Origin of the sequence: Bradyrhizobium niftali (assembly GCF_004571025.1) — a bacterium.
GTDB classification, from domain to species: domain Bacteria; phylum Pseudomonadota; class Alphaproteobacteria; order Rhizobiales; family Xanthobacteraceae; genus Bradyrhizobium; species Bradyrhizobium niftali.
Genome location: NZ_SPQT01000002.1, coordinates 545,752 through 559,170 on the forward strand (window position 1 = coordinate 545,752; position 13,419 = coordinate 559,170).

General features: G+C 65.5%; 15 protein-coding genes. 9 read left to right on the forward strand and 6 right to left on the reverse strand.

The window, feature by feature from the left end; all coding sequences use genetic code 11:
• Positions 1–98: 98 nt before the first annotated feature.
• Complete coding sequence (locus tag E4K65_RS47025) at positions 99–272, forward strand: hypothetical protein (protein WP_167770605.1); 174 nt, start codon at positions 99–101, stop codon at positions 270–272.
• A gap of 73 nt (positions 273–345) precedes the next feature.
• Complete coding sequence (locus E4K65_RS07815; RefSeq protein WP_135173626.1) at positions 346–1,104, forward strand: sulfite exporter TauE/SafE family protein; 759 nt, start codon at positions 346–348, stop codon at positions 1,102–1,104.
• Between the two features lie 126 nt (positions 1,105–1,230).
• Here E4K65_RS07815 and E4K65_RS07820 read toward each other — a convergent pair whose 3' ends face one another.
• Complete coding sequence (locus tag E4K65_RS07820) at positions 1,231–2,307, reverse strand: methyl-accepting chemotaxis protein (RefSeq protein WP_135173627.1); 1,077 nt, start codon at positions 2,305–2,307, stop codon at positions 1,231–1,233.
• Positions 2,308–2,593: 286 nt separating this feature from the next.
• On the opposite strand from E4K65_RS07820, the gene recJ reads away from it, so the two are divergent.
• From recJ to E4K65_RS07835, 3 genes are all read left to right on the forward strand, one after another.
• Complete coding sequence (gene recJ, locus E4K65_RS07825; RefSeq protein WP_135173628.1) at positions 2,594–4,435, forward strand: single-stranded-DNA-specific exonuclease RecJ; 1,842 nt, start codon at positions 2,594–2,596, stop codon at positions 4,433–4,435.
• A 31-nt stretch (positions 4,436–4,466) separates the two neighbouring features.
• On the forward strand, positions 4,467–5,276 hold the full coding sequence (locus E4K65_RS07830; protein WP_167770606.1) for an SDR family NAD(P)-dependent oxidoreductase: 810 nt from the start codon (positions 4,467–4,469) through the stop codon (positions 5,274–5,276).
• 108 nt (positions 5,277–5,384) lie between these two features.
• Positions 5,385–6,182 carry an aldolase gene (locus E4K65_RS07835; RefSeq protein ID WP_135173630.1) on the forward strand — a complete coding sequence of 266 codons (798 nt, stop codon included), beginning with the start codon at positions 5,385–5,387 and terminating at the stop codon, positions 6,180–6,182.
• A 133-nt stretch (positions 6,183–6,315) separates the two neighbouring features.
• Here the strand turns inward: E4K65_RS07835 and E4K65_RS07840 are convergent, their stop codons facing one another.
• Positions 6,316–7,545 carry a lytic murein transglycosylase gene (locus E4K65_RS07840; RefSeq protein WP_135173631.1) on the reverse strand — a complete coding sequence of 410 codons (1,230 nt, stop codon included), beginning with the start codon at positions 7,543–7,545 and terminating at the stop codon, positions 6,316–6,318.
• Positions 7,546–7,801: 256 nt separating this feature from the next.
• On the opposite strand from E4K65_RS07840, the gene E4K65_RS07845 reads away from it, so the two are divergent.
• Positions 7,802–8,053, forward strand: coding sequence for a hypothetical protein (locus E4K65_RS07845; RefSeq protein WP_135173632.1), 252 nt, complete (start codon positions 7,802–7,804; stop codon positions 8,051–8,053).
• Between the two features lie 84 nt (positions 8,054–8,137).
• Positions 8,138–8,308 (forward strand): hypothetical protein, encoded by a 171-nt coding sequence (locus tag E4K65_RS47030; protein WP_167770607.1) that lies wholly within the window; start codon positions 8,138–8,140, stop codon positions 8,306–8,308.
• Positions 8,309–8,326: 18 nt separating this feature from the next.
• On the opposite strand, the gene E4K65_RS07850 is transcribed toward E4K65_RS47030, so the two are convergent.
• Complete coding sequence (locus E4K65_RS07850) at positions 8,327–8,857, reverse strand: MarR family winged helix-turn-helix transcriptional regulator (protein ID WP_135173633.1); 531 nt, start codon at positions 8,855–8,857, stop codon at positions 8,327–8,329.
• Between the two features lie 54 nt (positions 8,858–8,911).
• Between E4K65_RS07850 and E4K65_RS07855 the strand changes: the two genes are divergently transcribed.
• Both E4K65_RS07855 and E4K65_RS07860 read left to right on the forward strand, forming a co-directional pair.
• A complete protein-coding gene (locus E4K65_RS07855) occupies positions 8,912–9,391 on the forward strand; it encodes a carboxymuconolactone decarboxylase family protein (protein ID WP_135173634.1) in 480 nt (159 codons plus the stop codon).
• Positions 9,392–9,420: 29 nt separating this feature from the next.
• On the forward strand, positions 9,421–9,924 hold the full coding sequence (locus tag E4K65_RS07860; protein WP_135173635.1) for a cupin domain-containing protein: 504 nt from the start codon (positions 9,421–9,423) through the stop codon (positions 9,922–9,924).
• A 114-nt stretch (positions 9,925–10,038) separates the two neighbouring features.
• On the opposite strand, the gene E4K65_RS07865 is transcribed toward E4K65_RS07860, so the two are convergent.
• The 3 genes from E4K65_RS07865 to efp all read right to left on the reverse strand — a co-directional run bounded on the left by E4K65_RS07865 (position 10,039) and on the right by efp (position 13,336).
• The gene (locus tag E4K65_RS07865) at positions 10,039–10,947 is read right to left on the reverse strand and encodes an amino acid ABC transporter substrate-binding protein (RefSeq protein WP_135173636.1); all 909 of its coding nucleotides are present in this window, start codon (positions 10,945–10,947) and stop codon (positions 10,039–10,041) included.
• Positions 10,948–11,116: 169 nt separating this feature from the next.
• Positions 11,117–12,724, reverse strand: coding sequence for a M23 family metallopeptidase (locus E4K65_RS07870; protein ID WP_135173637.1), 1,608 nt, complete (start codon positions 12,722–12,724; stop codon positions 11,117–11,119).
• A 45-nt stretch (positions 12,725–12,769) separates the two neighbouring features.
• A complete protein-coding gene (gene efp / locus E4K65_RS07875) occupies positions 12,770–13,336 on the reverse strand; it encodes an elongation factor P (RefSeq protein ID WP_135173638.1) in 567 nt (188 codons plus the stop codon).
• Positions 13,337–13,419: the final 83 nt, after the last annotated feature.

The following is a 13,419-nucleotide window of genomic DNA, read 5'->3' on the forward strand; positions in this document are numbered from 1 at the left end:
AATGTTCTTATTGTACTCACAATTGTGCCGGTTCATATTGCGGCGCATCGATCAAAATGCACCGAGAGGGGGCGCGCCCGACAAAGCGGAGCAACAGAATGACTATGAATTATCTTGATGTGTTTCTGGCATTCCTCGGAATGACCTTTGGCCTGCCTTCAGTGCTGCCCGGCCTCTTTTTCCAGCGGAAGGCCGAGCCGCCTCGGACCTCGCAAGCGAGGTCGACCGACGCCGGCACCACAATAACCGATGACGACGTTACGGCGACCTGAGCCGAATCTCGCCCGCGATGTTTCGGCGTGACGCGAGCCGAGGTGCGAGCGTGACGGTCATGGAGATGCGCAGATGGATGTGACGGTCGCTACAGTGATCATCGCCTTTTCGGGCGTCTTCCTAATCTGCTTCATGAAGGGCGCATTCGGCGGCGGCTTCTCCATCGTCGGCATTCCGTTGCTGTCGTGCGTGATGGATCCGGTCACGGCGGGCGGCCTGCTCGCGCCGCTCTTCATCGCTATGGACCTGTTCGCGCTGCGCTACTGGAAGCCCTCGACTTGGTCGAAGCCGGACCTTGTGCTGCTGTTGCCCGGGCTCGTGATCGGCATTGCCCTCGGCTATCTCTTGTTCCGTGTATTGGACCATCGCGCCGTCGCGATCGTGATTGCGGTCGTGACGTTGAGCTTCGTTGGCATATGGCTCGTGAGTGATCCGAAGGTGGTCATTCGTCCGCGCTCCTCGCCGAAGGCGGTTGCTGCCGGTCTTGCCTCGGGTGTCACGACCATGGTCGCGCATTCCGGCGGACCGCCCCTGGCGATGTACCTCCTGCCGCTGGGCCTCAGCAAGGAGGTCTACGCGGGAACGACGAGCCTGTTCTTCACCGTCGGCAACGCGATCAAGGCGGTACCTTGGCTGTTGCTCGCGCGGCCGGCGGGCAACGTCTGGATCGTGATGGCGGCGTGCCTCTTTGCTATCCCCAGCGGCGTCTGGCTCGGCTGGCGGCTGCACGGAAAGCTGGACCAGCGGCAGATCTACCAAGCGTGCCATGGCTTGCTGGCCGTGACGGCGTTGAAGCTGTTGTGGGATGGAGTGTCTGGTTATCTCGGATAGGCTGTAAGTCGCGCCGCATCATGTCAAAGCGCGTTGGCGCGCGCAAAACACCAGCGAACACAGCCCTCCGGCTACTGTGCATGGGGTTGTTTTCGCGGTTTTTGATCGGGCAGGCGGACGCTGGCCTCAGGCCCCGCAGATGATCACGCCGTACCAGCCGAGCCCTCGATAGGTCTCGTAGCCCGGCGTCGCATGGAAGGCCACCATCGTGCCGGAGCGGTCCTGATAGAATCCGGAGCGCTGGCCGTTCAGCGACAGCGAGATGCGCTCGCTCAGAATGCCCTGGCCGTCGGAGGACGCGATGACGCGGAAATTGGAGTCGACCAGCAGCACGCGGGCCTTGTCGCCGTCGCCGACGCGCACGCCCTGGACGATGGCGCGGGCCTGCGGCTCCCAGTCGAAATGGATGGCGAGCACGCCGATCGGCGCGCCGTTGGCCTGGCCACCGGCGCGGACGCTGGCGCAATAGGTCGCAACCTGCGCGTTGCCGAGCAGCGGCTGGTTCTCGACGTCGCCGGCGACATAGTCGTCGCCGGAGCGCAAGGTCCGGGCTTCGCGAAACCATTTGGTGTGGGCGACGTTCTGGCCGACGACGCGAAAGCGGTCGGCGCGCCCGTTGGCGATGACGTTGCCGTCGAGGTCGCAGAGCCAGAGGTCGAGATAGACGGTGTAGGCGCCGAGGATGACGCCGAGGCGCTGCGAAGCATAGGTGACCGCGGCCGGAGCAGGCGAGGCCGCGCAATCCACCACGGCGGAGTCGGTCGCCCACCAGCGCACGTCGCAGGTGCGTTCATAGAGGTTGCGGTCGATCAGTTCGACCGCATTGAGCGACAGGTCGACCATGCGCTCGCCGCGCGAGCGCTGGCTCATGCGGTCGATCGATGCGACGAGATCGCCGGTGCGTTTCGTCAGCTGGGTCTCGAGCTCGCGCGCGATGGTCTCGACCTGCTGGCCGACGCCGCGCACCTCCTGCGCCACCACCGCGAAGCCCGCGCCCTGCGCACCGGCGCGCGAGCTCTCGATCAGCGCGTTCAGCGCCAGCATCTTCATCTGGTTGGTGATCTGCTGGATCGCCTTGGTCTTGTCGACCGCGATCTGGTTGACCTCCGCGGTGAGGCGGTTGATCAGCGCGGAAATGTCGGAATCGTCGTCAGCGGGTTCGGACGTGGTCGGCTTGGCTTTCAGACCGAGCGCAGCAGACATCGGGGAGTTCCCTTGGCAATGAGGCCTGATCTGCAATGAACCCGGAACAATCGCTTACAGATCGAATACGATTCTTTTTCGAGGATTCCGCCTAACGCCTGCTTAATTTGCTGTTCGACGGAATGCCCAAATGATAGTCACTCCGGCCTGTCGGCCGGCCATCCACCGCTTTGTGCGGCCCGGCCGTTGCAAATTGCCGGGGTTTCCCGGCCAATCCCCTTAAGCCAGTGACCGGGCGCCAGCGTGATCGCCCGAACCTCGAGTTCCCAACAGACAGCCGCTCGTCATGACGCCGCCTGCCACCGCCTTGCCCGTCGAAGCGCCCCAGGCGTTCCTGGGGGTGACGCGCTCGCTCACCGACAAGCTCTGGCGCGACCGGCTGGACGCCCGCGGGGCGGCCCAGGCGCTCGCCATCGTGCAGCGGCACCAATTGCCGGAACTGCTGGCGCGGGTGCTGGCGGGACGCGGGGTCGACATCGACGCTGTGCCCGACTTCCTCGACCCTACCATCCGCAAGCTGCTGCCGGACCCCTTCACGGTCACGGAGATGGAGGCCGCCTCCAAGCGGATCGCGGATGCGGCACAGAAGGGCGAGAAGGTCGCGATCTTCGGTGACTACGACGTCGACGGCGCGACCTCGGCGGCGCTGCTGGCCTGGCACCTGCGCCATTGCGGGCTCGATCCGCTGATCCACATTCCCGATCGGATTTTCGAGGGCTACGGCCCGAACGTCGAAGCCGTGCGTGCGCTGGCGGCGAAGGGCGCCACGCTGCTCGTCACCGTCGATTGCGGCACCACCAGCATCGAGCCGCTGGCGGAAGCCAAGCGCCTCGGCATGTCCGTGGTCGTAATCGATCATCACCAGGCCGGCACGGAGTTGCCCGAGGTCGATGCACTGGTCAATCCGAACCGGCTCGACGATCTCTCCGGCCTTGGCCATCTCGCCGCCGTTGGGCTGGTGCTGGTGACGCTGGTCGCGGTCAATCGCGAATTGCGCCAACGCGGCTTCTGGACATCCGAGATGCCCGAGCCTGATCTCCTGGGCATGCTGCATCACGTCGCGCTCGGCACGGTCGCCGATGTGGCGCCGCTGATCGGACTCAACCGCGCCTTCGTCGCCAAGGGGCTGATCGCGATGCGGCGGCGCGACCATGTCGGCCACACCGCGCTGATGGACGTGGCGCGGCTCAACGGCCCGCCCGAGGCCTGGCATCTCGGCTTCATGCTGGGGCCGCGCGTCAATGCCGGCGGCCGCATCGGACGCGCCGATCTCGGCGTGCGGCTCTTGCTCGAAGGCGACAGCGTCGAAGCCGCGCGGATCGCCGCCGAGCTCGATCGCCTCAACACCGAACGTCGCGTCATCGAGCAGGCCGCCGAGGCACAGGCCGAGGCCGAGGCGCTGGCCTCGATCGGGCTGGAGGACAAGCTCGGCGTCATCGTCACGGCGTCCGAAGGCTGGCACCCCGGCGTGGTCGGCCTCGTCGCCTCCCGCCTGAAGGAGAAGTTTTCGCGGCCGGCCTTTGCGATCGCACTCGAGCCCGGCGGCATCGGCACCGGCTCGGGCCGCTCGATCGCCGGCGTCGACATCGGCAAGGCGGTGCGGCAGGCGGTCACCGACGGCATCTTGCTGAAAGGCGGCGGCCACGCGATGGCCGCGGGCGTGACGCTGCGCAAGGAGAAGCTCGCCGAATTCCGCGCCTATCTCGAAAATGCGCTGGCGCGCGACGTCGCCGAGGCGCGCCACGTCAACGAGCTCTATATCGACGGCGCCGTCTCCGCGCGCGCGGTGACGACGGAGCTTGCGACCACGCTCAACCGCGCAGGGCCCTTTGGCAGCGGCAATCCGGAAGCCGTGCTGGCGCTTCCGGCGCACCAGCTCGTCTATGCCGACGAGGTCGGCCAGGCGCATCTGCGTCTACGCTTCAAGTCGGGCGACGGCGCCATCGTCAACGGCATCGCGTTCCGTTCGGTCGGACAAAAACTCGGCAATGCGCTGGTCGCCAATCGCGGCAACCAACTGCACGTCGCGGGATCGTTGTCGGTCGACCGCTATCAGGGCGCCGAGCGCGTACAGTTCCGCGTCATCGACGTGGCGCTACCGGACCAGGGGCCATCCGTGATTAAGTAGCGGCCTCAAACAACAAAAAAAGGGAGTGAACATGGCAGGGCAGGTTGAGGGCAAGGTCGCGCTGGTGACGGGCGGCGCCTCCGGCATCGGCGAGGCGATCGTCGAGCTGTTCGCGCGCGAGGGTGCGACGGTCATTGCAACCGACATCGACGAGCTGCGCGGTCCCGAGCTCGCCAAGCGCATCACCAAGGCCGGCGGCAAGGCGATCTTCCTGGAGCAGGACGTCACCAGCGAGGAGCGGTGGATCGAGATCGTCGCCGAGATCGCGAAGCGCTACGGCCGGCTCGACATCATGGTCTCCAACGCTGGCATCGGCATTGCCGTGCCCTCGATCGTCGACATGACGCTCGGTGACTGGCGCAAGCAGAACGCGATCAATCTCGACGGCGTGTTTCTCTCGGTCAAGCATTGCCTGCCCTTGATGCGCAAGACCGGAGGCGGCTCGATCGTCATGATGTCCTCGCTGGCGGGCCTGCGCGGCTCGCCCGGGCTGTCGGCCTATTCGGCCACCAAGGGCGGCGTGCGGCTGTTTGCGAAATCGATCGCGATGGAGTGCGCGGCTGTGGGCGACGGCATTCGCGTCAACTCCGTTCATCCCGGCATCATCGACACCCCGATCTGGGGCAAGATCCCGACGGGGGCGACCGGCAACCAGGGCAATGCGCCGATTGATCCGGAGGAACGGGCCCGGGTCGTCACGCCGCTCGGCCGCGCCGGGCAGGCCACCGAGATCGCCAGCGGCGTCTTGTATCTGGCATCAGATGCCTCGCGCTACGTCACCGGCAGCGAGCTCGTGATCGACGGCGGCATGAATGCCGGCGGCGTGCCGCGGCGGCAATAGGCCGCCGCGCGGGCTGCGAAGGGCAGGGTGGCGCCGGCAGGGGCTGACGCGCAGGCGCCGGCCCTGTAGAAGGCGAGGAGCTTCCGACCGACAGGGGTTTCCTTCGCCATGGCGCACAGCCTTCACTCTTCGTCATCCACGCCAGCGCCATTCCGCTCGAACCGGCCTGATCTCGCCTCCGACGCGATCCGCACCGCGCGCGAGGACCTCGCCGCCTGCTTCCGCATGGCCGCGCGCAACGGTTTCGAGGAGGGCATCTGCAACCATTTCTCGGCCGTCGTGCCGGGCCATGATGATCTCTTCCTCGTCAACCCCTATGGCTATGCCTTCCGCGAGCTGACCGCTTCAAAGCTGCTGATCTGCGACTTCCACGGCAACGTGCTCGACGGCGAGGGCGTGCCCGAGGCGACGGCGTTCTACATCCACGCCGAGATGCACAAGCGCCTGCCGCGCGCCAAGGTCGCCTTCCATACCCACATGCCCTACGCCACGGCGCTGTCGATGACCGAGGGCGATCCGCTGATCTGGGCCGGCCAGACCGCGCTGAAATTCTACGGCCGCACCGCGGTCGACCGCGACTATAACGGCCTTGCGCTCGACAACCGCGAAGGCGCGCGGATCGCGTCCGCCGTCGGCGATGCCGACATCGTCTTCATGAAGCATCACGGCGTGATGGTGCTGGCGCCGACCATCGCGGAAGCCTGGGACGATCTCTATTATCTCGAACGCGCCGCCGAGGTGCAGGTGCTGGCGATGTCGACGGGGCGCAAGGTGCTGGCCGTCGATCCCGCGATTGCGGCCGAGACCTACAAGCAGATGCGCGAGGGCGATTCCGAATCCGCGCGATTGCATCTGGCCGCAATTCGTAGACAGCTTGATGCTGAGGAGCCTCAGTACAGGCACTGACCCCAACCGCCGTCATTCCGGGGCGCGCGAAGCGCGAGCCCGGAATCCATCGCGCAGCAATCCAGGCGGACCAATGGATTCCGGGCTCGCGCCAAGTGGCGCGCCCCGGAATGACAAAGTGAGAGAGCGGGCGCTACGACCCCTGCCGCAGCCTCGCCAGCACCTTCAACCCGCCATAGCCGTCCGCCGGCGTGATCCCCGCGCGCTGCTGGAAATCCTTGATCGCCTTCATCGTGTCGTTGCCGACGCGGCCGTCGGTGCCGCCGGTGTCGAACCCGGCCTTGGTCAGCCGCGTCTGCATCTCCTGCACCTCGGCGAGCGTCAGCGCGCGCTCGGAGCCGGGGAAGGGCTGGATGAAGGGCGGTGCGCCCAGGCAGCGGTCGCCGAGATGGCAGATCGCCAGCGCATAGTTCATCGAGGGGTTGTAGCTCTTCACTGAGTAGAAATTCGGCCCGAGCAAAAAGGTCGGTCCGCCCGCGACCGGCGTCCACATCTGCGCAGTCGCGGAGGCTTGCGGAAACGGCTGGCCGTCGGCGCGGGTGACGCCGGCCGCCTGCCATGCCGCATAGGTGCGGCTGCCGCTCATGTCGCCTGATGCCCGCACCTCGTAGCCCCAATGCTCGCCGCGGTGCCATTTGCCGCGATTGACGAGGTACTTTGCCGTCGAGCCCAGCGCGTCGTCGGGCTTGCCGAATGGCGAGACCTTGCCGTCGCCGTCATAGTCGATGCCGACATTGAGCCAGACTTCCGGCATCCATTGCGAATGCCCCATCGCGCCGGCCCAGGAGCCCTTCATCTCCTCCGGCGTGCTCCAGCCCTTGTCGACGATGCGCAGCGCGTTGATCAGCTCGGTCTCCCAATAGGCCTTGCGGCGCGGCTCGTTCCAGGCGAGCGCGGCGAGCGAGGGAAACACCGGCGTCATGTGGTTCTGCTGCACCAGCGGATCGCCATAGGCGGACTCGACGCCCCACAGCGCCAGCAGCGTGCCGCGCTCGACGCCGAAGTCGCGCTCGATGCGCGCGAGCAGGGCCTCGTTGTTCTTCAGCGCGATCTTGCCGTTGATGATGCGCCAGTCGGAGACGCGGCGGTTGATGTATTGCCAGACCTGCTCGTGGAATTCGGGCTGGTTGCGCATCTGCTTGAACACGCTCATGTCAGGCTCGACCCGCGCCATCGCGCGCTGCCAGGTTGCGGCAGAAATGCCCTTCGCCATCGCGCGCGCGCGAAAGCTCTCGCGCCACTCGTCGAAGCCTGGCGGTGCGGCGAGGGCGCATGTGGGTGATGCGACGAAGGCTGCCGCGCCAAGCGCAGATTTCAGCAGGACGCGGCGGGTGGGCGTGGCCGAGGAATCAGCTTGCTTCATGGACACATTGTAGCGGGAAACAAGGCTCCTGTGAGTCGGTTCCTGGAACAGGAGGAACAGTCATCGCCCCGGCGTTCCCGGAACAAAGCCGCGCACCCCGCATTCCCCCTGCACGCAATCGAGCAGAACCATGGTGATCAAGAAGGAATATGAATTCGGCAATCGCAGCAAGACCGTGATTCATCACGACAACGACTGACGGAGCGGGGCCCCGGCTGGAGCGCCGGGACTCACTTCATCGAGAATTCGGGGTGTCATGAAGATACGCGCGCATGCGGAAAGCCACGTCGTCGAACTCGATGACGGATCGCAATGGCAGATCTTTCCCGGCGATCTCGCGACCACGCTGAGCTGGAAGCCCGAAACCGATCTGCGTCTGGAGTGCAGCATCGATCGGGTGAGTTCGCATGTGCTGGTGAACACCACGGACCAGAGCCGCGTCCGGGTGATCGCCGCAGGCGAGAGTTGGCCCGACGGCGAGGTTAAGAAAGCGTTGAGGGATGGGTAAGCCACCTCGGCGCGCGGCGGCAAATCCCCCATTTTCGGTCAGCCGCTTTACGGTCGGTTCGCTCTTGTCCTGCAAAATGCCCGCATGCAGGAGCTGTTCGACATCATCCGTGCCAATCCCTGGCCGTTAGGCGCAGGGCTGTTCGTCGTGATCCTGATGATCATTGCGGAAAACTTTGGCCGCGGCATTCAGGGCGACGGTGCCGTCAGCGACTTCTCGGATGCCGATGGCGGCGACGGAGGCTGCGGCGACTAGGGTTAGTCCCGGCGCGGTCTAGTCGTCCTGCAAATCGGCCGCGATTCCGGCGAGCCAGCGCCGGACCGAGGTTTCCGCCTTGCTATCCAGATCCCGGGCGAGGCGCTTTTCCAGCGCAATCACCCGCTCCCGGCACGCCTTCAACAGCGTCGCGCCGCGCGGCGTCAGCGTCCATTGCTGGATGCGGCCATGGACGGGATGGGGCGTCATCGCAATCGCGCCGTCGCGTTCGAGGTTGCGAATGATGACGCCCACCGTCTGCGGCGTGAGGAAGGTGAGGCGGGCGACGTCGGCGCCTGACAGGCCCGGATAGGCGTTGAGCATCGTCAGTACGGCAAATTGCGGCGAGGTCACGCCGAGATCGGCGAGCGTCCGTTCCATCGTCAGGCGGACCGCGGCATGGGCCTGGCGCAGCAGGTAGCCAAGATAGCCTTCCTCGCCGCGTTTGCCTTCCCCTGGGGCAGGCACGCGAACGGCGCCGCCGTCGGAAGCGGCGGGGGCCTTCCGCGGGCCTTTCGATCTTGTGAGGTCAGTGGCCTTGCGCGTCATATAAGAGCTCTTATACAATATAAGCATTCTTACAATAACACGAGGTGCACGGCAATGTCACACGCCCGCAGCGAATACGAGGATTTCAAGCGGATCGCGCCCGATGCCTATGATCTGGTGCTTGCGCTGGGCCAGGTTGCGGCCAAGGCCGGCCTCGACAAGCAGCTTCTCGAACTGGTCAAGTTGCGCGCCTCGCAGATCAACGGCTGCGCCTTCTGCGTCCAGCATCACATTCTGCTCTCGGAGCGGCTCGGCGTGCCCATGGACAAACTCCATCTGGTCGCGGTCTGGCGCGAGGCACCGATCTACTCGGCGCGCGAGCGTGCGGCATTAGCCTGGACCGAAGCACTGACGCTGCTGCCGAACGGCTTCGGCGATGAGGTCTATGCCGAGGTGCAGCGCGAATTCTCCGAGACCGAGCTGATGTACCTGACCTCGGCGGTCGCCTCGATCAACGTCTGGAACCGGTTTGGCGCGGCCTATCGCTGGACGCCGACGAAGCGGCCGGTCGCGACGAATGCCGTGGCATCCTGATTGCCATAAGGGAACAAGGGGAGGTTGTCATGACAGCAATGAGTATGGCCAGCACGCAACGCCCGGTGCCGTCGCGATCAACGGCGCTGGCCGTTGTCGGCGGGCTCGCCTGCGCACTCGCGATCGGCAAGGCGCTACCGCTGACGATGGAGACCGTGTCAGGCGCGCTGGCACCGCTCTGCGCCACCGCTGCCGAGAGCTCGCCGCTCGACAAGGTCGAGCCGATCGGCTCCTACGCATTGCCGAACGTGCCGGGCAAGCGCGTGACCATCGTGCGCGTCTTCTACGGACCCGGCGGATTTACGCGGCCACATCGCCACGCAGGCTCGGTGACCGCCTACATCACCAAGGGCGAGATCCGCTCCCAGCTCGGCGGCGGCCCGGTCGAGACGTTTGGCGTCGGCCAGTCCTTCTTCGAGCCGCCCGGCGCGACGCATCTGGTGTCGGCGAATGCCAGCGCCACGGAGCCGGCGGAATTGATCGCGGTGTTCGTGGCGGACGAGGGCGCGCAGCTGACGACGTTTCTGGATTAGTTCGTAGCGATCGTAGCCCGGGTGAGCGACGCGACACCCGGGACAGTCGTCGTGAGAATCCCGGATGTCGCTTCGCTCATCCGGGCTGCGCAATTGGGGTGCTCTGCGATCTAATCAGCCCCCGTACGACGCCGGATCGGGATTGTCGGACGGGTGCTCGAACGATTTCTTCATCGACACCGGCATCGGCACGTGGAAGTTGAGGCCGCGCGGCGGCACCGGCTCCATGAACCATTTGTTGTAGATCTTCTCGATCTCCGGGCTCTTGTAGAGTCTTGCAGTCGCGCGATCGACCACCGCCTTGAACGCCGTATCGTCCTTGCGCAGCATGATGCCGTAGGGCTCGGGATCGGAAAAGGCGCCGGAGCTGATCGCGTAAAGCGACGGGTCCTTCGATGAAGCGATCATGGCCGCAAGCTGGATGTCGTCCATGACGAAGGCCTCGGCGCGGTCGGTCTCGACCATCAGGAAGGCCTCGGGGACGTCCTTTGCGTTCATGACGGTGATGCCGAGCGAGCGGGCGGCGTTGGCCTTGTTGAGCTGGGTGATGTTGGTGGTGCCCGAGACCGAGACGACGGCCTTGCCCTTGAGGTCGTCGACCTGGTCGAGCTTCGAAGCCTTCTTCGACACGAAGCGGCTCGCCGTGAGGAAATGCGTGTTGGTGAACCACACCTGCTTCTGGCGGTCGGCGTTGTTGGTGGTCGAGCCGCATTCGAGGTCGATGGTGCCGTTCGCCATCAGCGGAATGCGGTTGGACGACGTCACGAGGTTCTCGTTGACCGCGAGCTTGTCCAGCTTCAGCTCGGCCTTGATCTCCTCGACGATCTTCATGCAGATGTCGATGGCGTAGCCGACGGTCTTCTGCTTTTCGTCGATATAGCTGAAGGGCACGGCACTGTCGCGCACCCCGAGCGTGATCGCGCCGGTGTCCTTGATCTTCTTCAGCGTACCGGTCAATTCCTGCGCTTGAGCCGGCACGGCGAATGCGACGGCCGCAATGACCGCCGCGGTGAGACAACGCATGTGCTTCCCTTTCTCCAGTTTGCTTGCGGCAAGCCAAGCAAGTCTGGGGCCAGAGAAGGCCAGGCCGTTCGGGGAGAGCCGGACGCCGATCCGGTCAAACCGCGTGCGCCGAAAGGGGGCGTAATGGGATCGTCGTCGAGGCGCGCCGAGCGGTGAGGCGCGAGCTGCCTCAATTATCCTCGCTGCTCGAGCCCTCGCGCGGGTCCGGCTTGATCACATCCTCGGGCAGCGCATGTGCCACGGGCTGCGGAGTGCCCGCGATCTCCGGGCCGACTTCGCGGCCGCGGGCGCGGATCAGGTGTTCATAGGCGGAGACCAGCGTGACGTAGGGGCTGACCCAGATCCAGCCGTCGCGGGTGAACACCTGGACGTCGAAATGCAGGTGCATCGACGTGCCGGCGGGATGATCGAGATAGTTCGAGACCACGCCGATCTTCTCGCCCTCGGTCACCATGCGGCCGTTGAGCAAACCGTCGGCGTTCATCGCCTGCGGGTTCATGTGCATGTAGCGGAAGCGCATATGCTCGGTGCGGCTGTTGATCTCGAGCGTCGCGGCCTGGTCCTTGGAAGCGCGGATCACGATGGCGTCGCGCACGGCAACGACGGCGCGCTGCTTGGGATCGCAGGGGGCGCGGCCCTCGCCGGGCGGCGGGCATTCGGCGGCGCGGATGTCCTCGCCCTGGTGGCCGTAACCGCCGCCGCATTGCCAGACTTCGAAGCTGCGGGACTCGCAGAAATTGTCGCGCCACGGATAGGCAGTCGGACCGTCGTTCTTGTCGCGCTTGCCGTAGGATTGCGAGCGCACGAAAGCGGGCGCCTTCTCCAGCGGGAAGCGGATCTGCGCATAGGCCATCACGTCCGGATGGCCGCTCTTGTTGCGGTAGCCGCTGTTCGGGATGATGTCGCCGCTTGGCCGGTAGCTGAAATCGGCCGAACGCCCCGAGGGGCGATCGATGATGTCGGAGGCAACGTCCATCAACGGCCGCATGCGCTGGCCGCCGGCGACGCGCAGCGCCTTCAGGAAACGTTCGGCAACCGGATAGGCTTCCTTGCAGGCGAGCCGCCGCGGCTTTGCGACGCTGTCCAGGCACTGGATGGAGACGACATAGGCGACGCCGAAGCGGGTGAAAGCGTAGCGCACGTAGCCTTCCCGGATGAACCTGCGCAGGTCCGGATAGAGGGCAGCAAGCGGCTTGACCGGCTCGCCCTTGCCGCCGGCGGGGTCGGCGATGTCATAGAGCAGCGCAGAGCCGGTGATCTGCACCTCGACCGGTCTTGCGAAGACACGCGTCGGCATGCCGTCACCGGCGCCCGCGCCGGGCTCGAGCGAGAAGCTCGCGCTGTATCCGGCGGGGCCGGCGTCGAACATGTCGACGGGGTTGAAATCAGCCTGGTAGCGCGACAGCGACAGGCTTGACGGTGCGCCGTTGCGCTGGGCCTCGAGATAGGCGCCGGCGTCGAACGGCAGCAGCACGGGCACGGAGCTGCGGGCAATGCCGGTGAAGAACTGGGAGGAGACCGCGTTGAGCTGCACCAGCGCCGGCATCGCGCGCGGATCGTAGCGCGGCACGGAACGGCGAGGCACGAAAATGAAATCGCTGGCAACCCGGGGGTGGCCGTTGATCTCGGTGCGGAGCTGGTCGAACGCTGCGCGCCAATCGACGCGCAGGGCCGTGAGTGAGGGGCTGCGGAATTCATCCGCGGCCAGCGGAGCGGCAACGAGGAGCGAAAGCGACGCCAGAATAAGCGAGACGAAGCGGAGCCTCTTCCTACCCACTGTCTCGCCCCCCGGCGGTACCTGTTCCGATCCTCGATCCCTGACTTAGTCCTTGGCGCGCTCGGAGTAGGAGCCGTCTTCGGTCATCACGACGATACGGGTGCCGACCGAGATGTGCGGCGGCACGGTGGTGCGCACGCCGTTGGAGAGCACCGCGGGCTTGTAGGAGGACGAGGCGGTCTGGCCCTTGGTCACGGGCTCGGTGTCCACCACTTCCAGCGTCACGCGCTGGGGCAGGGCGATCGACACCGGGTTGGTACCGTGCAGGGACAGCTTGACCGTCATGCTCTCCTGGAGATACGCGGACGCGTCGCCGACGACGTCCTTGGAGACCTGGACCTGGTCGTAGGTTTCCGGGTTCATGAAGTGGTAGCCGTCGCCATCTTCGTACAGGAAGGTGTAGTTGCGCTCTTCGATAGTGGCCTTTTCGACCTGGTCGGTGGTCTTGTAACGCTCGGAGATCTTTACCCCGTCCGAGATTCGGCGCATTTCGATCTGGCTGACCGGGGTGCCCTTGCCGGGATGGATGTTCTCGGCGCTCACGACGACATAGAGCTTGCCGTCTTGCTCGATCACGTTGCCCTTGCGAATAGAACTGGCGATGACTCTCAAAGCTGTATTTCCTGCTTGCTTGGCCCGGCTCCGGCCAGGACGTGGTCAAATTGATGGGGGACTTGGGGCCTCAAATCAGACCT

What these genes read in the sequence shown, in the direction of transcription:
- E4K65_RS47025 (WP_167770605.1), top strand. Translation starts at nt 99, where the DNA reads ATGACTATGAATTATCTTGATGTGTTTCTGGCATTCCTCGGAATGACC.
- E4K65_RS07815 (WP_135173626.1), top strand. Translation starts at nt 346, where the DNA reads ATGGATGTGACGGTCGCTACAGTGATCATCGCCTTTTCGGGCGTCTTC.
- E4K65_RS07820 (WP_135173627.1), bottom strand. Translation starts at nt 2,307, where the DNA reads ATGTCTGCTGCGCTCGGTCTGAAAGCCAAGCCGACCACGTCCGAACCC.
- recJ (WP_135173628.1), top strand. Translation starts at nt 2,594, where the DNA reads ATGACGCCGCCTGCCACCGCCTTGCCCGTCGAAGCGCCCCAGGCGTTC.
- E4K65_RS07830 (WP_167770606.1), top strand. Translation starts at nt 4,467, where the DNA reads ATGGCAGGGCAGGTTGAGGGCAAGGTCGCGCTGGTGACGGGCGGCGCC.
- E4K65_RS07835 (WP_135173630.1), top strand. Translation starts at nt 5,385, where the DNA reads ATGGCGCACAGCCTTCACTCTTCGTCATCCACGCCAGCGCCATTCCGC.
- E4K65_RS07840 (WP_135173631.1), bottom strand. Translation starts at nt 7,545, where the DNA reads ATGAAGCAAGCTGATTCCTCGGCCACGCCCACCCGCCGCGTCCTGCTG.
- E4K65_RS07845 (WP_135173632.1), top strand. Translation starts at nt 7,802, where the DNA reads ATGAAGATACGCGCGCATGCGGAAAGCCACGTCGTCGAACTCGATGAC.
- E4K65_RS47030 (WP_167770607.1), top strand. Translation starts at nt 8,138, where the DNA reads ATGCAGGAGCTGTTCGACATCATCCGTGCCAATCCCTGGCCGTTAGGC.
- E4K65_RS07850 (WP_135173633.1), bottom strand. Translation starts at nt 8,857, where the DNA reads ATGACGCGCAAGGCCACTGACCTCACAAGATCGAAAGGCCCGCGGAAG.
- E4K65_RS07855 (WP_135173634.1), top strand. Translation starts at nt 8,912, where the DNA reads ATGTCACACGCCCGCAGCGAATACGAGGATTTCAAGCGGATCGCGCCC.
- E4K65_RS07860 (WP_135173635.1), top strand. Translation starts at nt 9,421, where the DNA reads ATGACAGCAATGAGTATGGCCAGCACGCAACGCCCGGTGCCGTCGCGA.
- E4K65_RS07865 (WP_135173636.1), bottom strand. Translation starts at nt 10,947, where the DNA reads ATGCGTTGTCTCACCGCGGCGGTCATTGCGGCCGTCGCATTCGCCGTG.